This window comes from Burkholderia sp. HAN2018 (genome assembly GCF_024704855.1).
Lineage (GTDB): Bacteria > Pseudomonadota > Gammaproteobacteria > Burkholderiales > Burkholderiaceae > Burkholderia > Burkholderia cepacia.
This window is the reverse complement of sequence record NZ_QOBB01000072.1, coordinates 13,460-30,404: the sequence shown is the minus strand read 5'-3', so window position 1 is coordinate 30,404 and position 16,945 is coordinate 13,460. Positions and strand designations below refer to the sequence as shown.

The window sequence follows — 16,945 nt, the reverse complement described above, 5'->3', positions numbered from 1 at the left end:
GACAGCGACGACGGGCGCGCGCTGCTGCGCGGTGTCGTGCTGCTGCGGACGATCGCGGAGACGGCGGCCGCGCATGACGGCTTCCTACGCGGCCGTCGGGATTGACGGGCTGACGGGTGGAAGGGCGGCGGGGCGCGCGAGCGGCGGCCCGCGCGTCAACTGAGGCGATAGGCCTTGCCGGGCGTCACTTCCGCCGGTAGCGGCTCGCGGTTCAGTTCGAGCAGCGTGCGCTCGATCGTCCGCGTCATGGCATCGAGCGCGAGATGGTTCGGCCCGTCGCCGAACGGTTCGGCGATCGCATGGGCGATCGCGTCGAGCGCGATCAGCGTATAGGCGACGAACACGGTGACGAACGGCGTTGCCGCGCCGATCGAATCGACGAGGCCGAACGGCAGCAGCACGCAGTACGCATAGATCGTCCGGTGCAGCAGCACGTCGTACGAGAACGGGATCGGCGTCGACGCGATGCGCTCGCAGCCGCTCACCATCGCGACGAGATCGTCGAGGCGTGCGTCGAGCATCCACAGTCGCGTATCGGCGAGACGCCCGGCGTCGGCGCGCGCGGCGAATGCTTCGCGCAGTTCGTGAACGATCGCGACCGGCGCATACCGGGCGGCGGCGATGCGCGTACAGGCGGCGCCGTCGAGCAGCGTGCGCAGGTCGGCCGACGGATCGGTGCCGCGCAGCTGATGCTTCAGCGCATAGACGAACGCGACGACCTTGCGCACGAACGCCTGCCGTGACGCGTCGTCATCGTCGATCGCGCCGTAGCAGAGCGCCTGCGACACCAGCGTGCGCGTGGCGGTCAGCACGCCGCCCCACAGCTGACGGCCCTCGCGGTAGCGTTCGTAGCTCGCATTGTTGCGAAACCCCGCGAAGATCGCGAGCGTGAGGCCGATCAGCGTGAACGGCGTCGGGTTCAGCGGCACCTTCTCGCCGAGCACGCGGCCGCCGCCCCACACCGCGACGACGCTGATCGCGAGCGTCAGCACGAGTTGCGGCAGGATGGTCGGCAGCACCGACCCGTTCCAGACGAGCAGCATCCGCAGCCAGTGCTCGCGCGGACGAACGATCATCGCCGTGCTCCGTCAGGCGGCGATCGATGCCGGCGCGGCCGCGCGATGCAGCAGCACGGGTACCGACTTCGACGTCGGCGTGTTGCACACGTCGCCGACGCTGTCGAGCGGCACCAGCGGATTGGTTTCCGGGTAGTACGCGCCGATGCAGCCGCGCGGGATGTCGTACTCGACGAGCAGGAAACCGTCCGCGCGCCGCTCGATGCCGTCGTGCCACACGGTTTCCATGTCGACCCATTCGCCGGCCTTCAGGCCGAGCATCGCGAGATCGTCGCGGTTGGCGAACACCACGCGGCGCTGGCCGAACACGCCGCGATAGCGGTCGTCGAGCCCGTAGACGGTCGTGTTGTACTGGTCGTGCGAGCGCGTCGTCATCAGCGTCATCAGGCGTTCGCCGTGCAGCGCGCGGGCGCGCTGGATCGGCGTGTCGGCGGGCAGCGGGTGCGCGATGAAGTTCGCCTTGCCCGTCGGCGTGAGCCATTCGCGGTCGCGCGACGCGACGCGCAGGTGGAAGCCGCCCGGCCGCGCGATGCGCGTGTTGTAGTCGTAGAAGCCGTCGAGGGTGGCCTCGATCGCGTCGCGGATCTTCGCGTAATCGTCCTTGTAGGCGAGCCAGTCGATCTTGCCGCTGCCGAACAGCGCATGACCGATGTGCGCGACGATCGCGGGCTCCGACATCAGGTTCGGCGAGGCCGGCTTGTTCATCCCGTACGACACGTGGACCATGCTCATCGAATCCTCGACCGTCACGCCTTGCGCGACGTTGTCCTGCAGGTCGATCTCGGTGCGGCCGAGCGTCGGCAGGATCAGCGCGTCGCGGCCGTGGATCAGGTGGCTGCGGTTCAGCTTCGTCGTGATGTGCACGGAAAGATCACAGCGGCGCATGCCTTCCCACGTGCGCGGCGTGTCGGGCGTCGCCATTGCGAAGTTGCCGCCGAGGCCGATCAGCACCTTCACGTGGCCTTCGAGCATGCCTTCGATCGTCTCGACGACGTCGTAGCCGTGGTGGCGCGGCGGTTCGAAATCGAACACGTGGCCGAGCCGGTCGAGGAACGCCTGCGACGGCTTTTCCTCGATCCCGACCGTGCGGTTGCCCTGCACGTTCGAGTGGCCGCGCACCGGGCACAGGCCGGCGCCGGGGCGGCCGATGTTGCCGCGCATCAGCATCAGGTTCGTCAGCATCTGCACGGTCGCGACCGAATGCTTGTGCTGCGTGATGCCCATCCCCCACGTCGCGATCACGCGTTCGCTGCGCGCGTAGAGCTGCCCGAGGCTGTCGATCTGTTCGTACGGCACGCCGCTTTCGGCGGTCAGCGCGGACCAGCTTTCGTTGCGAAGATCGTCGGCAAACGCGTCGAAGCCGGCCGTGTGCTCGCCGATGAACGCGGTGTCGAGCACGCGCGGCGTACCGGCGGCGCGCGCGGCGTCGTCGAGTTCGAGCACGCGCTTCGCGATCCCCTTGATCAGCGCGAAATCGCCGCCGATCGTCGGCTGGATGAACGTCGATGCGATCTTCGTGCCCGACATCGTCAGCATCTCGATCGGGCTTTGCGGATCGGCGAAGCGTTCGAGGCCGCGCTCCTTGAGCGGGTTGATCGACACGATCGTCGCGCCGCGCTTCGCGCATTCGCGCAGCTCGCCCATCATCCGCGGGTGGTTGGTGGCCGGGTTCTGGCCGAAGATCAGCAGCGTGTCGGCGTGCTCGAAATCGTCGAGCGTGACGGTGCCCTTGCCGACGCCGACCGACGGCGGCAGCCCGCGGCTCGTCGCCTCGTGGCACATGTTCGAGCAGTCGGGAAAGTTGTTCGTGCCGTACAGCCGCACGAGCAGCTGGTACAGGAACGCCGCTTCGTTGCTCGCGCGCCCGGACGTGTAGAACGCGGCCTGGTTCGGATCGGGCAGCGCGCGCAGGTGGCGCGCGATCAGCTCGAATGCGTCGTCCCATGCGATCGGCACGTAGCGGTCGGTCTGCGCGTCGTACACCATCGGGTCGGTGAGCCGGCCGTGCTGCTCGAGTTCGAAGTCCGTCTGTTCGAGCAGCTCGGTAACCGTGTGCGCGGCGAAGAATTCGGGCGTCACGCGCTTGCTGGTCGCTTCGGCGGCCACGGCCTTCACGCCGTTTTCGCAGAATTCGAACGTCGATGCGTGCTGGCGGTCGGGCCATGCGCAGCCGGGGCAGTCGAAGCCGTCCGGCTGGTTCTGGCGCAGCAGCGTGCGGTAGTTGCCGCCGGCGACCTTTTCCTTGATCAAGTTGATCGTGACGGCCTTCAGCGCCCCCCAGCCGGCGGCCGGGTGGGTGTACGGTTCGATGCGCGCGGTAGCGGATTTCTTTTTCATGATGCAACGGGTGTCGGGGTCGATGGCCGCAGAGTACGCGCGGCCCCTGTTCGGCTGTGTGTACACCTCTTCGCTTCAAAAAAGAGTACAGTTTCGGCCATTCAGGCAGTGCGGATCGCAACTGTGTTGTTGAAGGGAAGTTGAAAGGGAGGCGCGTGAAGCGTTACGAACAACTGGCCGACGATCTCCAGGCGCAGATCGAGCGTGGCGTATACCGGCCCGGCGAGCGGATTCCGTCGGTGCGGCAGGCGAGCCGGCAGCAGCAGCTCAGCGTCACGACCGTGCTGCGCGCGTACCTCGTGCTGGAAAGCCGCGGCCTGATCGAGAGCCGGCCGCAATCGGGCTACTTCGTCCGTGCGCGCGCGTCGGCGCCCGCCGAGGCCGAGCTGCACATGTCGGCGCCGGCCGCGGAGCCGTCGGCCGTGGACGTGAGCCGGCTCGTGCTGTCGACGCTGCGTTCGATCGCGCGCGACGACGCGGTGCCGCTCGGCTCGCCGTATCCCGATGCGTCGCAGTTTCCGGTGCAGCGTCTCGCGCGCTATGCGCAGACGATCGGCCGCCGCCGCACCCGCTGGGGCGTGATCGACGATCTGCCGCCCGGCAACCAGGAGCTGATCCGCCAGATCGCGCGGCGCTACGCGGAGCGCGGGATCGCGGTCGAACCCGGCGAGATCGTGGTGACGATCGGCGCGACCGAGGCGATCAACCTGTGCCTGCAGGCCGTCGCGCGGCCGGGCGACACGATCGCGGTGGAGTCGCCGACGTTCTACGCGATGCTGCACGCGATCGAGCGGATGGGCATGCGTGCGCTGGAAGTCGCGACGCACCCGGGTGACGGCATCGATCTCGACGCGCTCGAACGAATCCTCGAACGCGAGCGCATCGCCGCGTGCATGGTGATGCCGAATTTCCAGAATCCGCTCGGCTTCCAGATGCCCGACGCGCGCAAGCGCGCGCTCGTCGAGCTGCTGGCGAAGCACGATGTGCCGGCGATCGAGAGCGATGTCTATCACGAGCTGCACTTCGGCGACACGACACCGAGCGCACTGAAGTCGTTCGACCGCGACGGGCTCGTGCTGCATTGCGCGTCGTTCACGAAGAGCCTGTCGCCGCGCTACCGGATCGGCTGGGCGATGCCGGGCCGCTACCGCGACCAGGTCGAGAAGCTGAAATTCCTGAACACGCTCGCGACGCCCGCGATCGAGCAGCTCGCGATCGCCGAGTACCTGAAGCACGACGGCTACGACTTTCACCTGCGGCGCATGCGCAAGCTGTATGCGCAGCAGGCGAGCCTGATGAGCGCGATGGTGCGGCGCTTCTTTCCGGAAGGCACGCGGCTGTCGCAGCCGCAGGGCGGGTATGTGCTGTGGGTCGAGCTGCCGAAGCAGGTCGACGCGATGAAACTGTATGCGCTGGCCCTCGCGGAGCGGATCACGGTCGGGCCCGGGCACATGTTCTCGGCCGGCACCGATTACCGGCATTTCATCCGGCTCAACTACAGCTATCCGTGGTCGCGGCAGATCGAGGATGCGCTGAAGGTGCTCGGGCGGCTCGCGTCGGAGTGCGCGGCGCGGTGAGGTGAGTGCCGCCATGCCCGGCGGCAGGCGGCCGATGGCCGGCCGCCGTGTCGCGCGTCATCCCGCGTGCGGCGCCTGCAGCCCGGCTTGCCCGGCTTGCACGACGCCGGCCATCTGCCGCATGTCGAAGCCCGACGGGTGCTGGTACACGCGCAGCCCGAATTCCGGCAGCACCGCGATCAGGTGATCGAACAGGTCGGACTGGATGGCTTCATAGTCGACCCAGGTCGTCGTGTCGGTGAAGCAGTACAGTTCGAGCGGAATGCCTTCGGCCGTGAGCGGCAGTTGCCGCGCCATGCAGGTCATGTCGCGGCGGATGCGCGGATGGCCCTTCAGGTAGTTCGCGACATACGCGCGGAACGTGCCGAGATTCGTCAGCTGGCGGCGGTTCGCCGGGCAGTCGCCGGCCGCGCCGAGCGTGCCGTTCCATTGCTCGATCGCGTCGACCTTGTCCTCGAGATAGTCCTTCAGCAGCGTCAGGCGTTCGAGCCGTTCGATCTCGTCGTTCGAAAGAAAACGCACGCTCGTCGCGTCGACGAACAGCGCGCGCTTGATGCGGCGCCCGCCTGCCTCGGTCATTCCGCGCCAGTTCTGGTAACTCTCGGTGATCAGTTTCCACGTGGGCACCGTGATGATCGTGTGATCGAAGTTCGCGACCTTGACGGTATTCAGCGTGATGTCGATGACCGTGCCGTCCGCACCGGCCGACGGCATCGTGATCCAGTCGCCGATCCGCAGCATGTCGTTCGACGACAGCTGCACGCCCGCGACGAGGCCGAGCAGGGTGTCCTTGAAGATCAGCATCAGCACCGCCGACATCGCACCGATGCCGGACAGCAGCAGGCCGATCTGCTTGCCGGTTGCGTCGCCGATCACGACGAGCGCGGCCGTGATGAACATCACGAGCTTGACGAGCTGCATCGCGCCTTTCAGCGACAGGCGCGGCTGGTCGCGCTGGTACGTGCGATGCGCGTGTTCGAGCGCCGAAAGCGTCGCGCTCACGGTCATCGTCACGAGGAACACGATCAGCGCGAACAGCACCTTGTCGGCGACCTGCGCGGCCGTATCGGGAATGCCGGGCACCGCGCCGAGCCCGAGCTTGATCACGACGAACGGGACGATGCGGTTCAGCCATTTGAATGCGCCGAACTCGAACAGCGCGTCGTCGACGCGCGTGGCGGAAAGCCGCGCGAGCCGCGCGACCACGCGGAACAGCAGGAAATGGACGACGGCGGTGATCGCGCCGGCGGCGGCGAGCAGGATGAGGATGCCGACGAGCGGCGCAAACCAGGATTCGTTCAGGGTCATAGGGGCAAACAGGGGCCTTCTCGTGCGTTGAACCGGCGCCGCGGCGCGGCGCGCGCCCGGTGAAGGGCGCATGAAAGGGACCGTGATTGTGCCATCGGGTTCCAGGCACGTCGCCGTGAACGCGCGGCGCGCGGCTCCCGGATCGGCTCACCATTGCGCAGGTCTCCTCTGCAATCGGGTGAGGGCGAGTGACGAAAGCGCGTCACCGCAAGCCGGTGCGCGCGTAGCTTGCCGGATGCGCCGCCGGTTCGTCCGGAATCGGCGCGACGCCGCTGCGGCGGGCCTGCGCGCTTCAATGCGCGTGCACGGCGATCCATGCAATCATGCGGGCGTCGCAGGGTTGTCGACGTGCCGTTCGCCTTCGCGCGCGGGCCATCCGTCGACGGTGAGCGACACGTGCCGCCTTCGCGCACTTGCCATGCGATGCCTGCCGGGGGCACGATGCGCGAACGACTTCGCGAACCACGCCACCCCGTATTCACGCACTTCACGCATGCAAGATTCCAACGAAAGCCGCCCGCCAGGCGTGCGGCTGCTGAAAGGCATCCTCCCGATCCGCCGTGGCGGGACCGTCCGCGACATTCTCGCGGGCATTTCGCTCGCGTCGATGGACATCCCGCAGGTGCTCGGCTACGCGCGCATCGCCGGCATGCCGGCCGTCACGGGCCTCTACACGGTGTGCCTGCCGCTCGTCGCGTTCGCGATCTTCGGCGCGTCGCGGCATCTGGTGGTGGCCGCCGATTCCGCGACCGCGACGATCTTCGCGAGCCGGCTGTCGTCGATGGCGCCGGCCGGCAGCGCCGAATACGTGGCGCTGGCCGGCATGGTCGCGCTGCTGACCGCCGCGATGCTGCTGCTCGCGCGCATCTTCAAGCTCGGTTTTCTCGCCGATTTCCTGTCGCGCACGGTGCTGGTCGGCTTTCTCGCCGGCGTCGGCGTGCAGGTGTCGATCGCGATGCTCGGCGACATGCTCGGGCTGGCCGTGCCGTACCCGGCGTCGCGCAGCCTGGCGCAGCTCGACTACGTCGTCACGCATCTCGTCCACACGAACCGGCCGACGGTTGCGCTCGCGGCGCTCGTCGTCGTCGCGATTCTCGCCGGCAAGCGGTTCCTGCCGCGCGTGCCGATGCCGATGATCGCGGTCGCGGGCAGCATCGCGGCGAGCGGCACGTTCGGATTCGCCGCACACGGCATCGCGGTGCTCGGGCCGGTCGCGGGCGGGCTGCCGCCGTTGCGCTGGCCGTCCGTCACGTGGCAGCAGTTCCTCGATCTCGTGCCGGTCGCCGCGTCGTGTTTCGTGATGATCATTGCGCAGAGCGCGGCCGCCGCGCGCGTGTTCGCGCAGCAGTATCGCGAGGACGTCGATACCAATGCCGACATCCTCGGCCTCGCGGCCGCGAACGCCGCGGCGGCGGTGGGCGGCGCGTTCGTCGTCAACGGCAGCCCGACGCAGACGGCGATGGCCGACGGCGCGGGCGTGCGCAGCCAGATCGGGCATCTCGCGTTTGCGGCGGTGGTGGCGGTGGTCCTGCTGTTCTTCAGCACGACGCTGCAGTATCTGCCGCATGCGGTGCTGGCCGGCATCGTGTTCACGATCGCGCTCGGGTTGATCAACGTGCGCAGCCTCGCCGCGATCCGCAAGGAAAGCCCCGGCGAGTTCACGCTCGCGCTGGTCACGGCCGTGGCCGTCGTGACGGTCGGCGTCGAGCACGGCATCCTGCTGGCCGTCGCGCTGTCGCTGATGCGGCACGTGCGCCACAGCTACCAGCCGCACACGATGGTGCTCGAACCGGTCGAAGGGAACGGCAGGTGGCAGCCGGTGCCCACGCGGCGGGGCGCGATGACGGCGCCGGGGCTGATCGTCTACCGGTTCGGCTCCGACCTGTTTTTCGCGAACGATCACCTGTTCGCCGCCGAAGTGACCGAGCTCGTCGATGCGGCGCCGGTGCCGGCGCGCTGGTTCGTCATCGATGCGGGGGCGGTCACCGACATCGATTATTCGGCTGCGCGTACGCTGACCGATCTCGTCAGGATGCTGCACGCGCGCGGGATCGGCGTGCTGTTCGGGCGTGTCAACCGCTACCTGCGCGCGGACATGGATCGTCACCGGATCACGGAGATCGTCGGCGCGTCGTGCATCTTCCCGACGCTGCACCAGGCGCTCGAGGCCGCCGGCACGACGCCGGCGCCGCAGGAGCCGGGCACCGTGTAGCGTCGGCCCGCGCTAGGCGGCCGCGCGCAGGCGCGCGAAGCCGTTGCGCAGGTGGCGCGCGAGTTCCGTCGCGGCCGGCGTGTGCTGGCCGCGCGGCAGATGAAGGTTGATCGCGAAGTTCGGCAGCGCGGGCAGGCCGCTGCCGGCCGGCAGGATGTCGAGGTCGGCCGGCACGGTCGACGCGAGCCAGGCGGTGACGGCGAGGTCGGAGCGCACGGTCGCGGTGGTGGCGTCGATGCTGCCGTTCTCGAACACGGTGCGCCACGCGCGATCGCAGCCGCGCAGCGCGTCGAGCACTGTCGGGCGGAACGCGCAGGTCGGCGCGACCATCGATACGGGCAGCGGCGTGTTCCGGTACGCGGTGCCGCCTTTCGCACCGACCCAGACCAGGCGGTCGACGGCGATGCACTCGCCGCGTGACGGCCCGACCGGCGCCTCGATCAGCGCGACGTCGAGTTCGCCCTGCGCGAGCCCCCGGTGCAGCTCCGGCGACGCCTCACACACGAGCGTGAGCGCGACCTGCGGATGCGCCTGCGCGTAGCTCTTCAGGATCGGCGCGAGGCAGGTGCCGACGAGATCCTGCGGCGCGCCGAGGCGCACGGTGCCGTCGACCGCGCCGGCCGTCATGTCGGCCAGCAGCGCATCGTGCACGGCGAGCAGCCGGCGCGCCTGCCCGAGCAGCCGCTCGCCGTCCGCCGTGAGCAGCAGGTTGCGGTGCTCGCGGATGAACAGCGGGCCGGACAGCGTTTCGAGCCGTGCGACCTGCTGGCTGATCGCGCCTTGCGTCAGGTGCAGCGCGCGGCTGGCCGCCGTCATGCTGCGATGATCGGCGACCGTGACGAAGGCGCGCAGCAGCGCGATGTCGAGATGACGTGCCATGCGGCGCATTATGAACGCTAATGACAGGCATAAAAAGCTTTCGCTGTCGTAATGGCGGGATCGCGCGTAAAACAGGGCTTCGACGACGCCAACCGGGAGCTTCCGTGCCGTTCCGAGACTACCTGCCGCTGATGCTGTTCGTGATCGTGTCCACCGTGACGCCGGGCGGCGCGACGACGCTCGCCACTGCCTCGGGCGCGCATTTCGGCTATCGGCGTTCGCTGCCGATGATGGCGGGCATCGCGGCCGGCCTGGCGTCGATGGCCGCGGCGGCGGCGGCCGGGCTCGGCGGCGTGCTGCTTGCGCTGCCCGCGTTGCAACTCGTGATGAAGGCGGTCGGTTCGGTGTACCTCGTGTGGCTGGCCGTGCGCATCGGGCGCGGCGGCAAGCCGCGGCTGGATGCCGAGGTGCACCGCCCGCAGGGTTTCCTCAGCGGCGTCTGGATGCTCTGGCACAACCCGAAAGGCTGGGCGATGACGCTCGGCGCGGCCGCGTCGTTCGCCGCGCTCGCGTCCGGCCCGGCCCGGCTCGGCATATTGCTCGGGCTGGCGTTCGGCGTGGCCGCGATGGCGTCGCTGTCGCTCTGGTGTTTCGCCGGGCTGCTGTTCGCGCGGGTGTTGCGCACGGAGCGGCAGTGGCACTGCCTGAATGCGGCGCTCGGCGTGCTGCTCGTGATCTCGATCGTGCCGATGTGGCTGCCGTAGCGGGGCGGCCGCACGTGTCGTGCGGCCGCCCGAAGGTCAGCGCGAACCGGCGCGCGCGGTGCCGGCCGGCTGCCCGCCCGCACCGGCCGACCACAACGGCAGGCGCAGCGTCGTGACGACGCTTGCCGCGTGCAGCACGCAAAGCAGGCCGAAGGCCCACGCATACGCGTTCGCCGGCGTGCCGCCGCCCGCCGCCGATTCGACCTGCAGCCGCCATGCGAGGAACAGCGTGCACACGGTGGTGAACGTCGGGCCGCCGAGACGCTGCACGATATTGAGCGAGGTCGTCGCCATCGGCAGGTTGCGGCGCTCGACCGACGCATACGCGGCGGCGATCGACGGCGCGCCGATCGCGCTCTGGCCCATGCCGCGCAGGAACAGCGCCGGCACGAGCAGGTAAGGATCGTAGCCGGTCAGCGCGAGGAACACGAACGGCAGTGTCGCGGCGAGTGCGAGCAACGCGCCGGCCGAGGCCAGCCGGCGCACGCCGAACCGGCTCGTCAGCGCGCCCATCGACGGATACGTGACGAGCATGCCGAGGCCCATCGGCGCGAGCAGCCAGCCCATTTCGCCGGGCGTGCGCCCGCACGCCTGGATCAGGAACACAGGAATCAGCATCTGGCCCGCGAACAGCGCGCCGTTCGACAGGAACTGCGTCGACGCGGCCGCGCCGAACACCTTGCCGCGAAACAGCGCAAGGTCGATCAGCGCATCGTCGCCGTTGCGCGTCTCGACCCGCAGGAACGCGGCGAGCAACAGCGCCGACACGACGATCGCCGCGATGCCGGGCGCTTCGTTGATCCGCTCGATGCCGTACAGGAACAGCACGAGCCCCGGCGACAGCAGGGCGAGGCCGACCCAGTCGAGCGTGCGCCGTTGCGCGTCGTCGCGGTCGGCGGGCAGGAACCGCGCGGCCAGCGCGAGCGCCAGCACGCCGACGGGCAGGTTCACGAGAAACAGCCAGCGCCACGACGCGTGTTGCAGGATCGCGCCGGCCACGACCGGGCCGAGGATCGGCGCGAGCAGCACGGGCACGGCCGCATAGCCGATCACACGCGCCATCTGCTGGCCGGCGACACGCGCGATCATCATCTGCGCCATCGGCGCGAGCAGCCCGCCGCTGACCCCTTGCAGCACGCGGAAGGCGATCAGCGACGGCGCGGACCATGCGAGCCCGCACAGGGCGGACGTGAGCGTGAACGCGGAGAAGCACCACAGATACAGCGCCTTTGCGCCGATCCGGTCGACGAGCCAGCCGTTCAGCGGCAGCACCAGCGTCAGCGCGAGCAGGTAGCCGCTCGTCACCCACTGGATCGTCGCGAGACTCGCGTGCAGGTCGGTCGCGAGGCTCGACAGCGACACGTTGACGATCGTCGCGTCGAGCTGCGACAGCAGCGAGCCGAGCGTGGCGACCGCGCCGACCTTCCAGATCGACGGATCGAGCCGGCCGGCCGCGCGGCGCGGCGCCGGCTGCACGCGTTCGCCGCTCACGCGCCGCGCCGGTCGAGCAGCGCGACGATGTCCTGCGTCGTGCCCGTCTCGCCGAGGCGCGGGAACAGGCGCTCGACGCTGTTCGCATGCGCGTCCGCGTTGAGGTCGGTCATCGCGTCGATGGCGAGCGTGACGTTGTAGCCGAGTTCGTGCGCCTGCCGTGCGGTCGACTCGACGCCGATGCTCGTCGCGACGCCGGCCAGCACGATCTGCGTGACGCCGGCCGCCTTCAGGTGCGCGTCGAGGCCGGTGCCGGTAAACGCGCCCCAGGTCTTTTTCGTCACGACGTGGTCGCGGGGCTGACGGTTCAGTTCGGGGACGAGCTCGGTCCAGTCGGGGGGCAGCACACCGGTGCGCGCCTGCTGCTGCGTGCGGCCCGGCGCAACGCCGGCGACGTTGACGAGCACCACCGGCAGGCCGCGGCTGCGGAATGCGTCGAGCAGCGCGCGGCTGTGTGCGACCACCGGCTCGACCGGGTGCGCGGTGGGGAGGGCGACGATGCCTTTCTGCAGGTCGATGACGACGAGTGCCGTGTTCGTGTCGAGACGGGTTGCGCTCATGCTGGGGGCTCCGTGGAAGGGACGAGGAAAGCCGTGCGCGCGAATGCTGCGAGGCGCGCGGGCCGGGTTCACTGCTCGCCGATGCGGCGGATCAGCGGGATTGCGGCGGCGAGCGTGTCGATGTCTGCGGGGTCGAGCTGCTCGATCGCGGCGCCGAGCCACTTGTGCTTGGCGGCGTTGCGCTTGAGCCGTGCGTCGAGGCCGGCCGCGGTCAGCCGGAACAGGATCTGGCGGCCGTCGGTCGGATGCGGTTCGCGCTCGACGAGACCGTCTTCCTCGAGGCTCGCGAGAATCGCCTTCATCGATTGAGGCTTCATCGCTTCGGCGCGCGCGAGATCGGCGGTCGTCATCGGCCCGTGCCGCTGGAGTCGCGCGAGCGCGCTCGTCTGGGACATGCCGAGCCCATCGGATTCGATCTCGGAGCGGAGCCGGCGGACCAGCTGGCCGACCGCGAGGGTCAGGTCGGCAGCGACGATATCGGCGGAAACGCCGGATTTGCGTGGAGGGTTCATGCGGCGGATCATAGAACACGACAGCTAAACTTGCAAGTTTAACTGTCGAATTGACCGCCGGTTCGAGGTACGGCCGGGTGTGCGGTTACGCGCGGCGGAGCGGGACCGGTACGACCTCGTTGTATCTCGTGGTCGCGCTCTCGTGCAGCAGGTCGCCGAGGTATTGCGCGAGTTCGTCGGCGGCGAGCGCGGACGGAATGTGCAGGTTGGCCGCGCGTCGCTTGCCTTCGGTGCCGAGATCGAACACGGCCCAGCGGTCGTTCTTGCGCACGACGGCGAGTAGACGGCCAAATGCGTTGAAGCGGTATTCGTCCTGCATGGCTGCGCTCCCGTAGGTGACTGCGCCGGCCGCCCGCGCGCTCACTGGATCGAGCAGGACAGCCAGCGATGGATCTTGATGGCATCGCTCGAGACGCCCGCACGCGTCGGTGCGCCGAGCAGCACGACCGTTTCGCGGCGGCCCTTCACACGCATGCGCATCACGACGCCGTGCCCCGACTCGTTGATGAAGCCGGTTTTCTGCAGCCGGATCGGCAGGCGGCGGTAGCGGACGAGCGGGTCGGAATTCACGTACACCAGCTCGCCGTCGCCCGGGCGCACGGTGGTCGACGTATCCGTCGAGAAATAGCGGATCAGCGGGTCCTGCGCCGCCGCGCCGACGAGCTTCGCGAGATCCTCGGCCGTCGACACGTTGTGCGGCGACAGGCCGGTCGGCTCGCGGAAGTGTGTATGGTGCATGCCGAGCCGGCGCGCTTCGCGATTCATCGCGTTGACGAACGCGGCGCGCCCGCCCGGATAGTCGCGGCTCAGCGCGGCGGCCGCGCGGTTTTCCGACGACATCAGCGCGATGTGGAACATCTCGCGGCGCGACAGTTCCGAGCCCACCTGCAGGCGCGAGCCGGTGAACTTGATCGTGTCGCGGTCGCGCGCGGTGACGCGCAGCACGCCGTTCAGTGGACGGTCGGCGTCGCGCGCGACGACGGCCGTCATCAGCTTCGAGATCGACGCGATCGGCCGCACCGAACGTGCGTTGCGCGCCAGCAGCGGCGTGCCGGAGTCGACGTCGAGCACGTAGGCCGCACGCGAATGCAGGGCATTGACCGCGCGCGGGGTGTAGCCGCAGCTTGCCATCAGGCGCGGTTTCGCGGCGGCCGGGCGCGGGCGGACGGCGGTCGTGCGCTTCGCGCGGCGATGCGGGGCCGGGGCGGCGTGACGCTTGATCGTCTGATGCCTCGCACTCGGGCGACGATGCTTGACCGCCTTGTGCTTGCGGTGGGGTTTCTTCTTGACGGCTTTCTTGTGCGGATGCGCGTGGGCCTGCGCGGTGCGATGCGGCTGCGCGCGCTGCGCGGACGCGTTCGCGGCGAACGCGAGCAGCAGGAACGAGAGAGCGAGGATCAGCGTGGTCCGGGCGCGAGGCACGCGCGCGATGAGGCCGGTCAAGCGAAAGTCTCCTTTCCACGCGCGAGGTGGCGGCGCGGAATGCATGGGCGGTCAGCGGGTGCGGGAAATTATAAGGTCGTTCGCGGGAGGATGACGATAGCAGCCGGCCGTCGGCGCGCTGTTTTGCCGGCTGCCGTTGCGGTGTGCCGCGTTTTGCGTCGATATGTCGCGCCGGCGTGACAAACGATGGTACGGCCGGCAAGATGGCGAGCCCATCGTCAGGAGAACCCATGTCCCGCCAACCGCACGCGCTGCCCGTGCTGCCGCTTGCATCGATCGGCAGCCTGTCCGCGACAGGTGAACTCGTTGCCTTCAACGTCGGCGCGGACGATGCGTTGTACACGGCATTTGCACTGGAATCGCTCGACGACCGGACACGCTCCGACGGCGCTTCGTTCGCGATCACGACACCGTCGGCTGCGCGGCGCTATCGCTTGATTGCGTGGCGGGACGGCGAAACGCTGCTCGATCTCGTCGTCGACAACGAACCGTTCGATATTCACGAGATCCAGCCGGTGGGAGACGATCTGCTGCTGGTTTGCTGTCGATCCTGCTATCGCGGGCCGGACGACTTCGACCTGAACGGCCGCCTCTATCGCCGCGACGGCACGCGTTGCGGAGAAATACTGCTGGGCGACGGCATCCAGTCCGTGCAGGTCACGGGCACGGGGGAAATCTGGACGTCCTATTTCGACGAGGGTGTCTTCGGCAATTTCGGCTGGAGGGCGCCGGTCGGGGTGTCCGGACTGGTGGCCTGGAGCCGGCGCGGCGAGCTGCTTCATGCGTTCTCGCCGCCCGAGGGGCTGGGTCCGATCGACGATTGTTATGCGCTCAACGTTCAAGGTGACCACGACGTCTGGCTGTATTACTACAGCGAATTCGCGCTCGTCCACTTGCGCGACCGGCAGCCTGTTGCGTCGTGGCGTATTCCGGTCAAGGGCAGTCACGCGTTCGCGGTGATGGAAGACCAAGCGCAACACGGCGGGTTCGTGGCGCTGTTGTGCGGGGCATACGGCGATCGCGACGTGTTGCAGCTCGTGCGTCTGGGCACCGATGGCCAGGTACGGGTGGTACGCGCGTATCGCATGCTGAATGGTGACTCGGCGCCTGTGGGTGTGGCACGCGCGGTCGGCCGTGGTCGTGCGCTGTACGTTGTCGGCACGGACGGCAACGTGTATCGGATCGACATGACGGGGCTTTGCGCGGCCGATACCGCTTAACGCGGCCAGTTCCGCCGCGACACGACCGCGAAACTGATCGCGATCGACCCTGTTACCACGCGCGGCGGCGGGTCGTCGAGCGCATCGCCGAAGCGAAAACGGCGGCTGCGTCCGTCGCTGCGTTCGGCACGACGTTTCGGCGCGCGCGTATCGGCCGCGGCGGTGCGTTCGTTCGCGACGGCCGTATCGCACGGCTGGTCGGCCACGCAGTCGGCGGCATGATCGAGGGGCATGACAGTCGGTTCCGGGAAGGGCATGCCCGTATTGAACGTCATTGCATTCGATCGGTAAAATGAATGTTTCAATCGTTACGATTCCTTTTAAGAATGGAATTGAAACTGCTGCGTACGTTCCTGACCGTCACCGAGCTGTGCCATTTCAGCCGCGCGGCCGATGCGCTGCACATGAGCCAGCCGGCACTGAGCAAGCAGATCGGCGCGCTGGAGGCGAGCCTCGGCGGCAAGCTGTTCGAGCGCGGGCGGCACGGCGCGGAGCTGACGCCGTTCGGCGAGCGTTTCCTGCCCGATGCGCAGGCGCTCGTGCGCGATGCCGACGAGATCCTCGCGCGCGCGCGGGAGGCGACCAGCGGGCAGCGCGGGCATCTGCGGCTCGGCATTTGCCTGTCGGTGCTGACGATCGTGCCGAAGCGGGTCGCGGAGTTTCGTCGCCGCAATCCGGGCATTGCGGTCACGTTGAGCGACCTGTCGTCGTCCGAGCAGACACGCCGGCTGCGCGCGGGCAAGCTCGATGCTGGGTTTCTGCGCCTGCCGTCCGACGAAGGTTTGTCGTCGTTCAAGGTGATCGACGAGGGGCTCGCGCTGGCGGTGCCGCCGCATCTCGGCTTCAAGCGCGTGCCGGCCGATCTCGACGTGCTCAACGAGATCGGCTTCATCGCGCTGCAGCGTGCGCGGGGCCCGGGGCTCGCCGCGCAGATCGATCGATGGTGCGTCGAGCGCCGCTTCGTGCCGCACGTGACACAGCAGGCCGAGGACGTGCAGTCGGTGCTGACGTCGGTCGCGGCCGGTGTCGGCGTCGCGTTCATTCCGTCGCGCGCGCAGTACCTGCTGCGCGATGCGACGGTGCTGCCGCTCGATGGCCGGGATGCAAAGTGGCGCGTCGGGCTTGCGTGGCGGTCGGATCGCGACGATCCCGTGACCACGCGCTTCGTGTCGTTCATGCGTGCCGCGATCAAGGACGCCTGACGGGCGAAGCGATATAGTCTCCGCAATCGGCGCTGAATGCGCGAACGAATACCTGTCTGCTACGGACCGAACCGATGACCTCAGAATCCGACGAATCCCCGCTCGATCCCGCACTCGTCGCGACGCTCGCAACGCTGAACGACGCCGCGAGCGATCCGGCCGGCAAGACCTGGTCGTTGCCGAAGATCGCGAAACGCACGCAACTGCCGATGAGCACGCTGCGCCGCGTGCTGACGCAGCTCGACGCCGCGGGCCTGAGTGCGACGACGCTGAACGAAGACGGCACCGGCAGCGCCGCGCTGACCGACGAAGGGCGCGCCGTGTGCGCGCAACTGTTCGGCGCGAACGACACGCAATGAAAAACGGGCCGCTGGAAGCGGCCCGTCGTCTGGCGGTTCGGTATGCGGTTCGATGCCGCACACCT

16 protein-coding genes are annotated in these 16,945 nt (G+C 68.8%); 6 read left to right on the top strand and 10 right to left on the bottom strand.

Translation table 11 applies throughout. The features are described from left to right. Positions 1-155: 155 nt before the first annotated feature. Entirely contained in the window at positions 156-1,076 is a 921-nt protein-coding gene (locus tag DPV74_RS19470; RefSeq protein WP_059697417.1) for a bestrophin family protein, read from the bottom strand. A 12-nt stretch (positions 1,077-1,088) separates the two neighbouring features. After that, positions 1,089-3,413 (bottom strand): FdhF/YdeP family oxidoreductase, encoded by a 2,325-nt coding sequence (locus DPV74_RS19465; RefSeq protein WP_119337797.1) that lies wholly within the window; start codon positions 3,411-3,413, stop codon positions 1,089-1,091. Between the two features lie 155 nt (positions 3,414-3,568). Between DPV74_RS19465 and DPV74_RS19460 the strand changes: the two genes are divergently transcribed. Next, on the top strand, positions 3,569-4,990 hold the full coding sequence (locus DPV74_RS19460) for a PLP-dependent aminotransferase family protein (RefSeq protein ID WP_059650396.1): 1,422 nt from the start codon (positions 3,569-3,571) through the stop codon (positions 4,988-4,990). A gap of 57 nt (positions 4,991-5,047) precedes the next feature. Here the strand turns inward: DPV74_RS19460 and DPV74_RS19455 are convergent, their stop codons facing one another. Next, complete coding sequence (locus tag DPV74_RS19455; RefSeq protein WP_027791874.1) at positions 5,048-6,298, bottom strand: mechanosensitive ion channel family protein; 1,251 nt, start codon at positions 6,296-6,298, stop codon at positions 5,048-5,050. A gap of 493 nt (positions 6,299-6,791) precedes the next feature. Here DPV74_RS19455 and DPV74_RS19450 point away from each other — a divergent pair, with 493 nt between their 5' ends. Then, a complete protein-coding gene (locus DPV74_RS19450) occupies positions 6,792-8,510 on the top strand; it encodes a SulP family inorganic anion transporter (protein WP_119337796.1) in 1,719 nt (572 codons plus the stop codon). Positions 8,511-8,522: 12 nt separating this feature from the next. Here DPV74_RS19450 and DPV74_RS19445 read toward each other — a convergent pair whose 3' ends face one another. After that, the gene (locus DPV74_RS19445; protein ID WP_119337795.1) at positions 8,523-9,398 is read right to left on the bottom strand and encodes a LysR substrate-binding domain-containing protein; all 876 of its coding nucleotides are present in this window, start codon (positions 9,396-9,398) and stop codon (positions 8,523-8,525) included. Positions 9,399-9,493: 95 nt separating this feature from the next. Between DPV74_RS19445 and DPV74_RS19440 the strand changes: the two genes are divergently transcribed. Next, entirely contained in the window at positions 9,494-10,093 is a 600-nt protein-coding gene (locus DPV74_RS19440; protein ID WP_081061174.1) for a LysE family translocator, read from the top strand. 36 nt (positions 10,094-10,129) lie between these two features. Here the strand turns inward: DPV74_RS19440 and DPV74_RS19435 are convergent, their stop codons facing one another. The 5 genes from DPV74_RS19435 to DPV74_RS19415 all read right to left on the bottom strand — a co-directional run bounded on the left by DPV74_RS19435 (position 10,130) and on the right by DPV74_RS19415 (position 14,099). Then, the gene (locus DPV74_RS19435; protein ID WP_119337794.1) at positions 10,130-11,584 is read right to left on the bottom strand and encodes a DHA2 family efflux MFS transporter permease subunit; all 1,455 of its coding nucleotides are present in this window, start codon (positions 11,582-11,584) and stop codon (positions 10,130-10,132) included. Continuing rightward, positions 11,581-12,144, bottom strand: coding sequence for an isochorismatase family protein (locus DPV74_RS19430; RefSeq protein ID WP_119337793.1), 564 nt, complete (start codon positions 12,142-12,144; stop codon positions 11,581-11,583). Before DPV74_RS19430 ends, DPV74_RS19435 begins: the two co-directional genes overlap by 4 nt. 68 nt (positions 12,145-12,212) lie before the next feature. Next, a complete protein-coding gene (locus DPV74_RS19425) occupies positions 12,213-12,668 on the bottom strand; it encodes a MarR family winged helix-turn-helix transcriptional regulator (protein ID WP_027791868.1) in 456 nt (151 codons plus the stop codon). A 73-nt stretch (positions 12,669-12,741) separates the two neighbouring features. After that, positions 12,742-12,975: a hypothetical protein gene (locus DPV74_RS19420; RefSeq protein ID WP_119337792.1), complete on the bottom strand. Its 234-nt coding sequence runs from the start codon at positions 12,973-12,975 to the stop codon at positions 12,742-12,744. 41 nt (positions 12,976-13,016) lie between these two features. Then, the gene (locus tag DPV74_RS19415; RefSeq protein WP_119337791.1) at positions 13,017-14,099 is read right to left on the bottom strand and encodes a serine hydrolase; all 1,083 of its coding nucleotides are present in this window, start codon (positions 14,097-14,099) and stop codon (positions 13,017-13,019) included. A 230-nt stretch (positions 14,100-14,329) separates the two neighbouring features. Here DPV74_RS19415 and DPV74_RS19410 point away from each other — a divergent pair, with 230 nt between their 5' ends. Beyond that, entirely contained in the window at positions 14,330-15,319 is a 990-nt protein-coding gene (locus DPV74_RS19410; RefSeq protein ID WP_119337790.1) for a hypothetical protein, read from the top strand. Here the strand turns inward: DPV74_RS19410 and DPV74_RS19405 are convergent. Continuing rightward, the gene (locus tag DPV74_RS19405) at positions 15,316-15,594 is read right to left on the bottom strand and encodes a hypothetical protein (protein WP_059854141.1); all 279 of its coding nucleotides are present in this window, start codon (positions 15,592-15,594) and stop codon (positions 15,316-15,318) included. The genes DPV74_RS19410 and DPV74_RS19405 overlap by 4 nt on opposite strands. 51 nt (positions 15,595-15,645) lie before the next feature. Here DPV74_RS19405 and DPV74_RS19400 point away from each other — a divergent pair, with 51 nt between their 5' ends. Beyond that, the gene (locus DPV74_RS19400; protein WP_021162050.1) at positions 15,646-16,521 is read left to right on the top strand and encodes a LysR family transcriptional regulator; all 876 of its coding nucleotides are present in this window, start codon (positions 15,646-15,648) and stop codon (positions 16,519-16,521) included. Between the two features lie 74 nt (positions 16,522-16,595). Then, entirely contained in the window at positions 16,596-16,880 is a 285-nt protein-coding gene (locus tag DPV74_RS19395) for a transcriptional regulator (protein WP_113046845.1), read from the top strand. Positions 16,881-16,945 lie beyond the last annotated feature (65 nt).

What these genes read in the sequence shown, in the direction of transcription:
- DPV74_RS19445 (WP_119337795.1), bottom strand. Translation starts at nt 9,398, where the DNA reads ATGCGCCGCATGGCACGTCATCTCGACATCGCGCTGCTGCGCGCCTTC.
- DPV74_RS19430 (WP_119337793.1), bottom strand. Translation starts at nt 12,144, where the DNA reads ATGAGCGCAACCCGTCTCGACACGAACACGGCACTCGTCGTCATCGAC.
- DPV74_RS19450 (WP_119337796.1), top strand. Translation starts at nt 6,792, where the DNA reads ATGCAAGATTCCAACGAAAGCCGCCCGCCAGGCGTGCGGCTGCTGAAA.
- DPV74_RS19455 (WP_027791874.1), bottom strand. Translation starts at nt 6,298, where the DNA reads ATGACCCTGAACGAATCCTGGTTTGCGCCGCTCGTCGGCATCCTCATC.
- DPV74_RS19405 (WP_059854141.1), bottom strand. Translation starts at nt 15,594, where the DNA reads ATGACGTTCAATACGGGCATGCCCTTCCCGGAACCGACTGTCATGCCC.
- DPV74_RS19410 (WP_119337790.1), top strand. Translation starts at nt 14,330, where the DNA reads ATGTCCCGCCAACCGCACGCGCTGCCCGTGCTGCCGCTTGCATCGATC.
- DPV74_RS19395 (WP_113046845.1), top strand. Translation starts at nt 16,596, where the DNA reads ATGACCTCAGAATCCGACGAATCCCCGCTCGATCCCGCACTCGTCGCG.
- DPV74_RS19420 (WP_119337792.1), bottom strand. Translation starts at nt 12,975, where the DNA reads ATGCAGGACGAATACCGCTTCAACGCATTTGGCCGTCTACTCGCCGTC.
- DPV74_RS19470 (WP_059697417.1), bottom strand. Translation starts at nt 1,076, where the DNA reads ATGATCGTTCGTCCGCGCGAGCACTGGCTGCGGATGCTGCTCGTCTGG.
- DPV74_RS19465 (WP_119337797.1), bottom strand. Translation starts at nt 3,413, where the DNA reads ATGAAAAAGAAATCCGCTACCGCGCGCATCGAACCGTACACCCACCCG.
- DPV74_RS19425 (WP_027791868.1), bottom strand. Translation starts at nt 12,668, where the DNA reads ATGATCCGCCGCATGAACCCTCCACGCAAATCCGGCGTTTCCGCCGAT.
- DPV74_RS19400 (WP_021162050.1), top strand. Translation starts at nt 15,646, where the DNA reads ATGGAATTGAAACTGCTGCGTACGTTCCTGACCGTCACCGAGCTGTGC.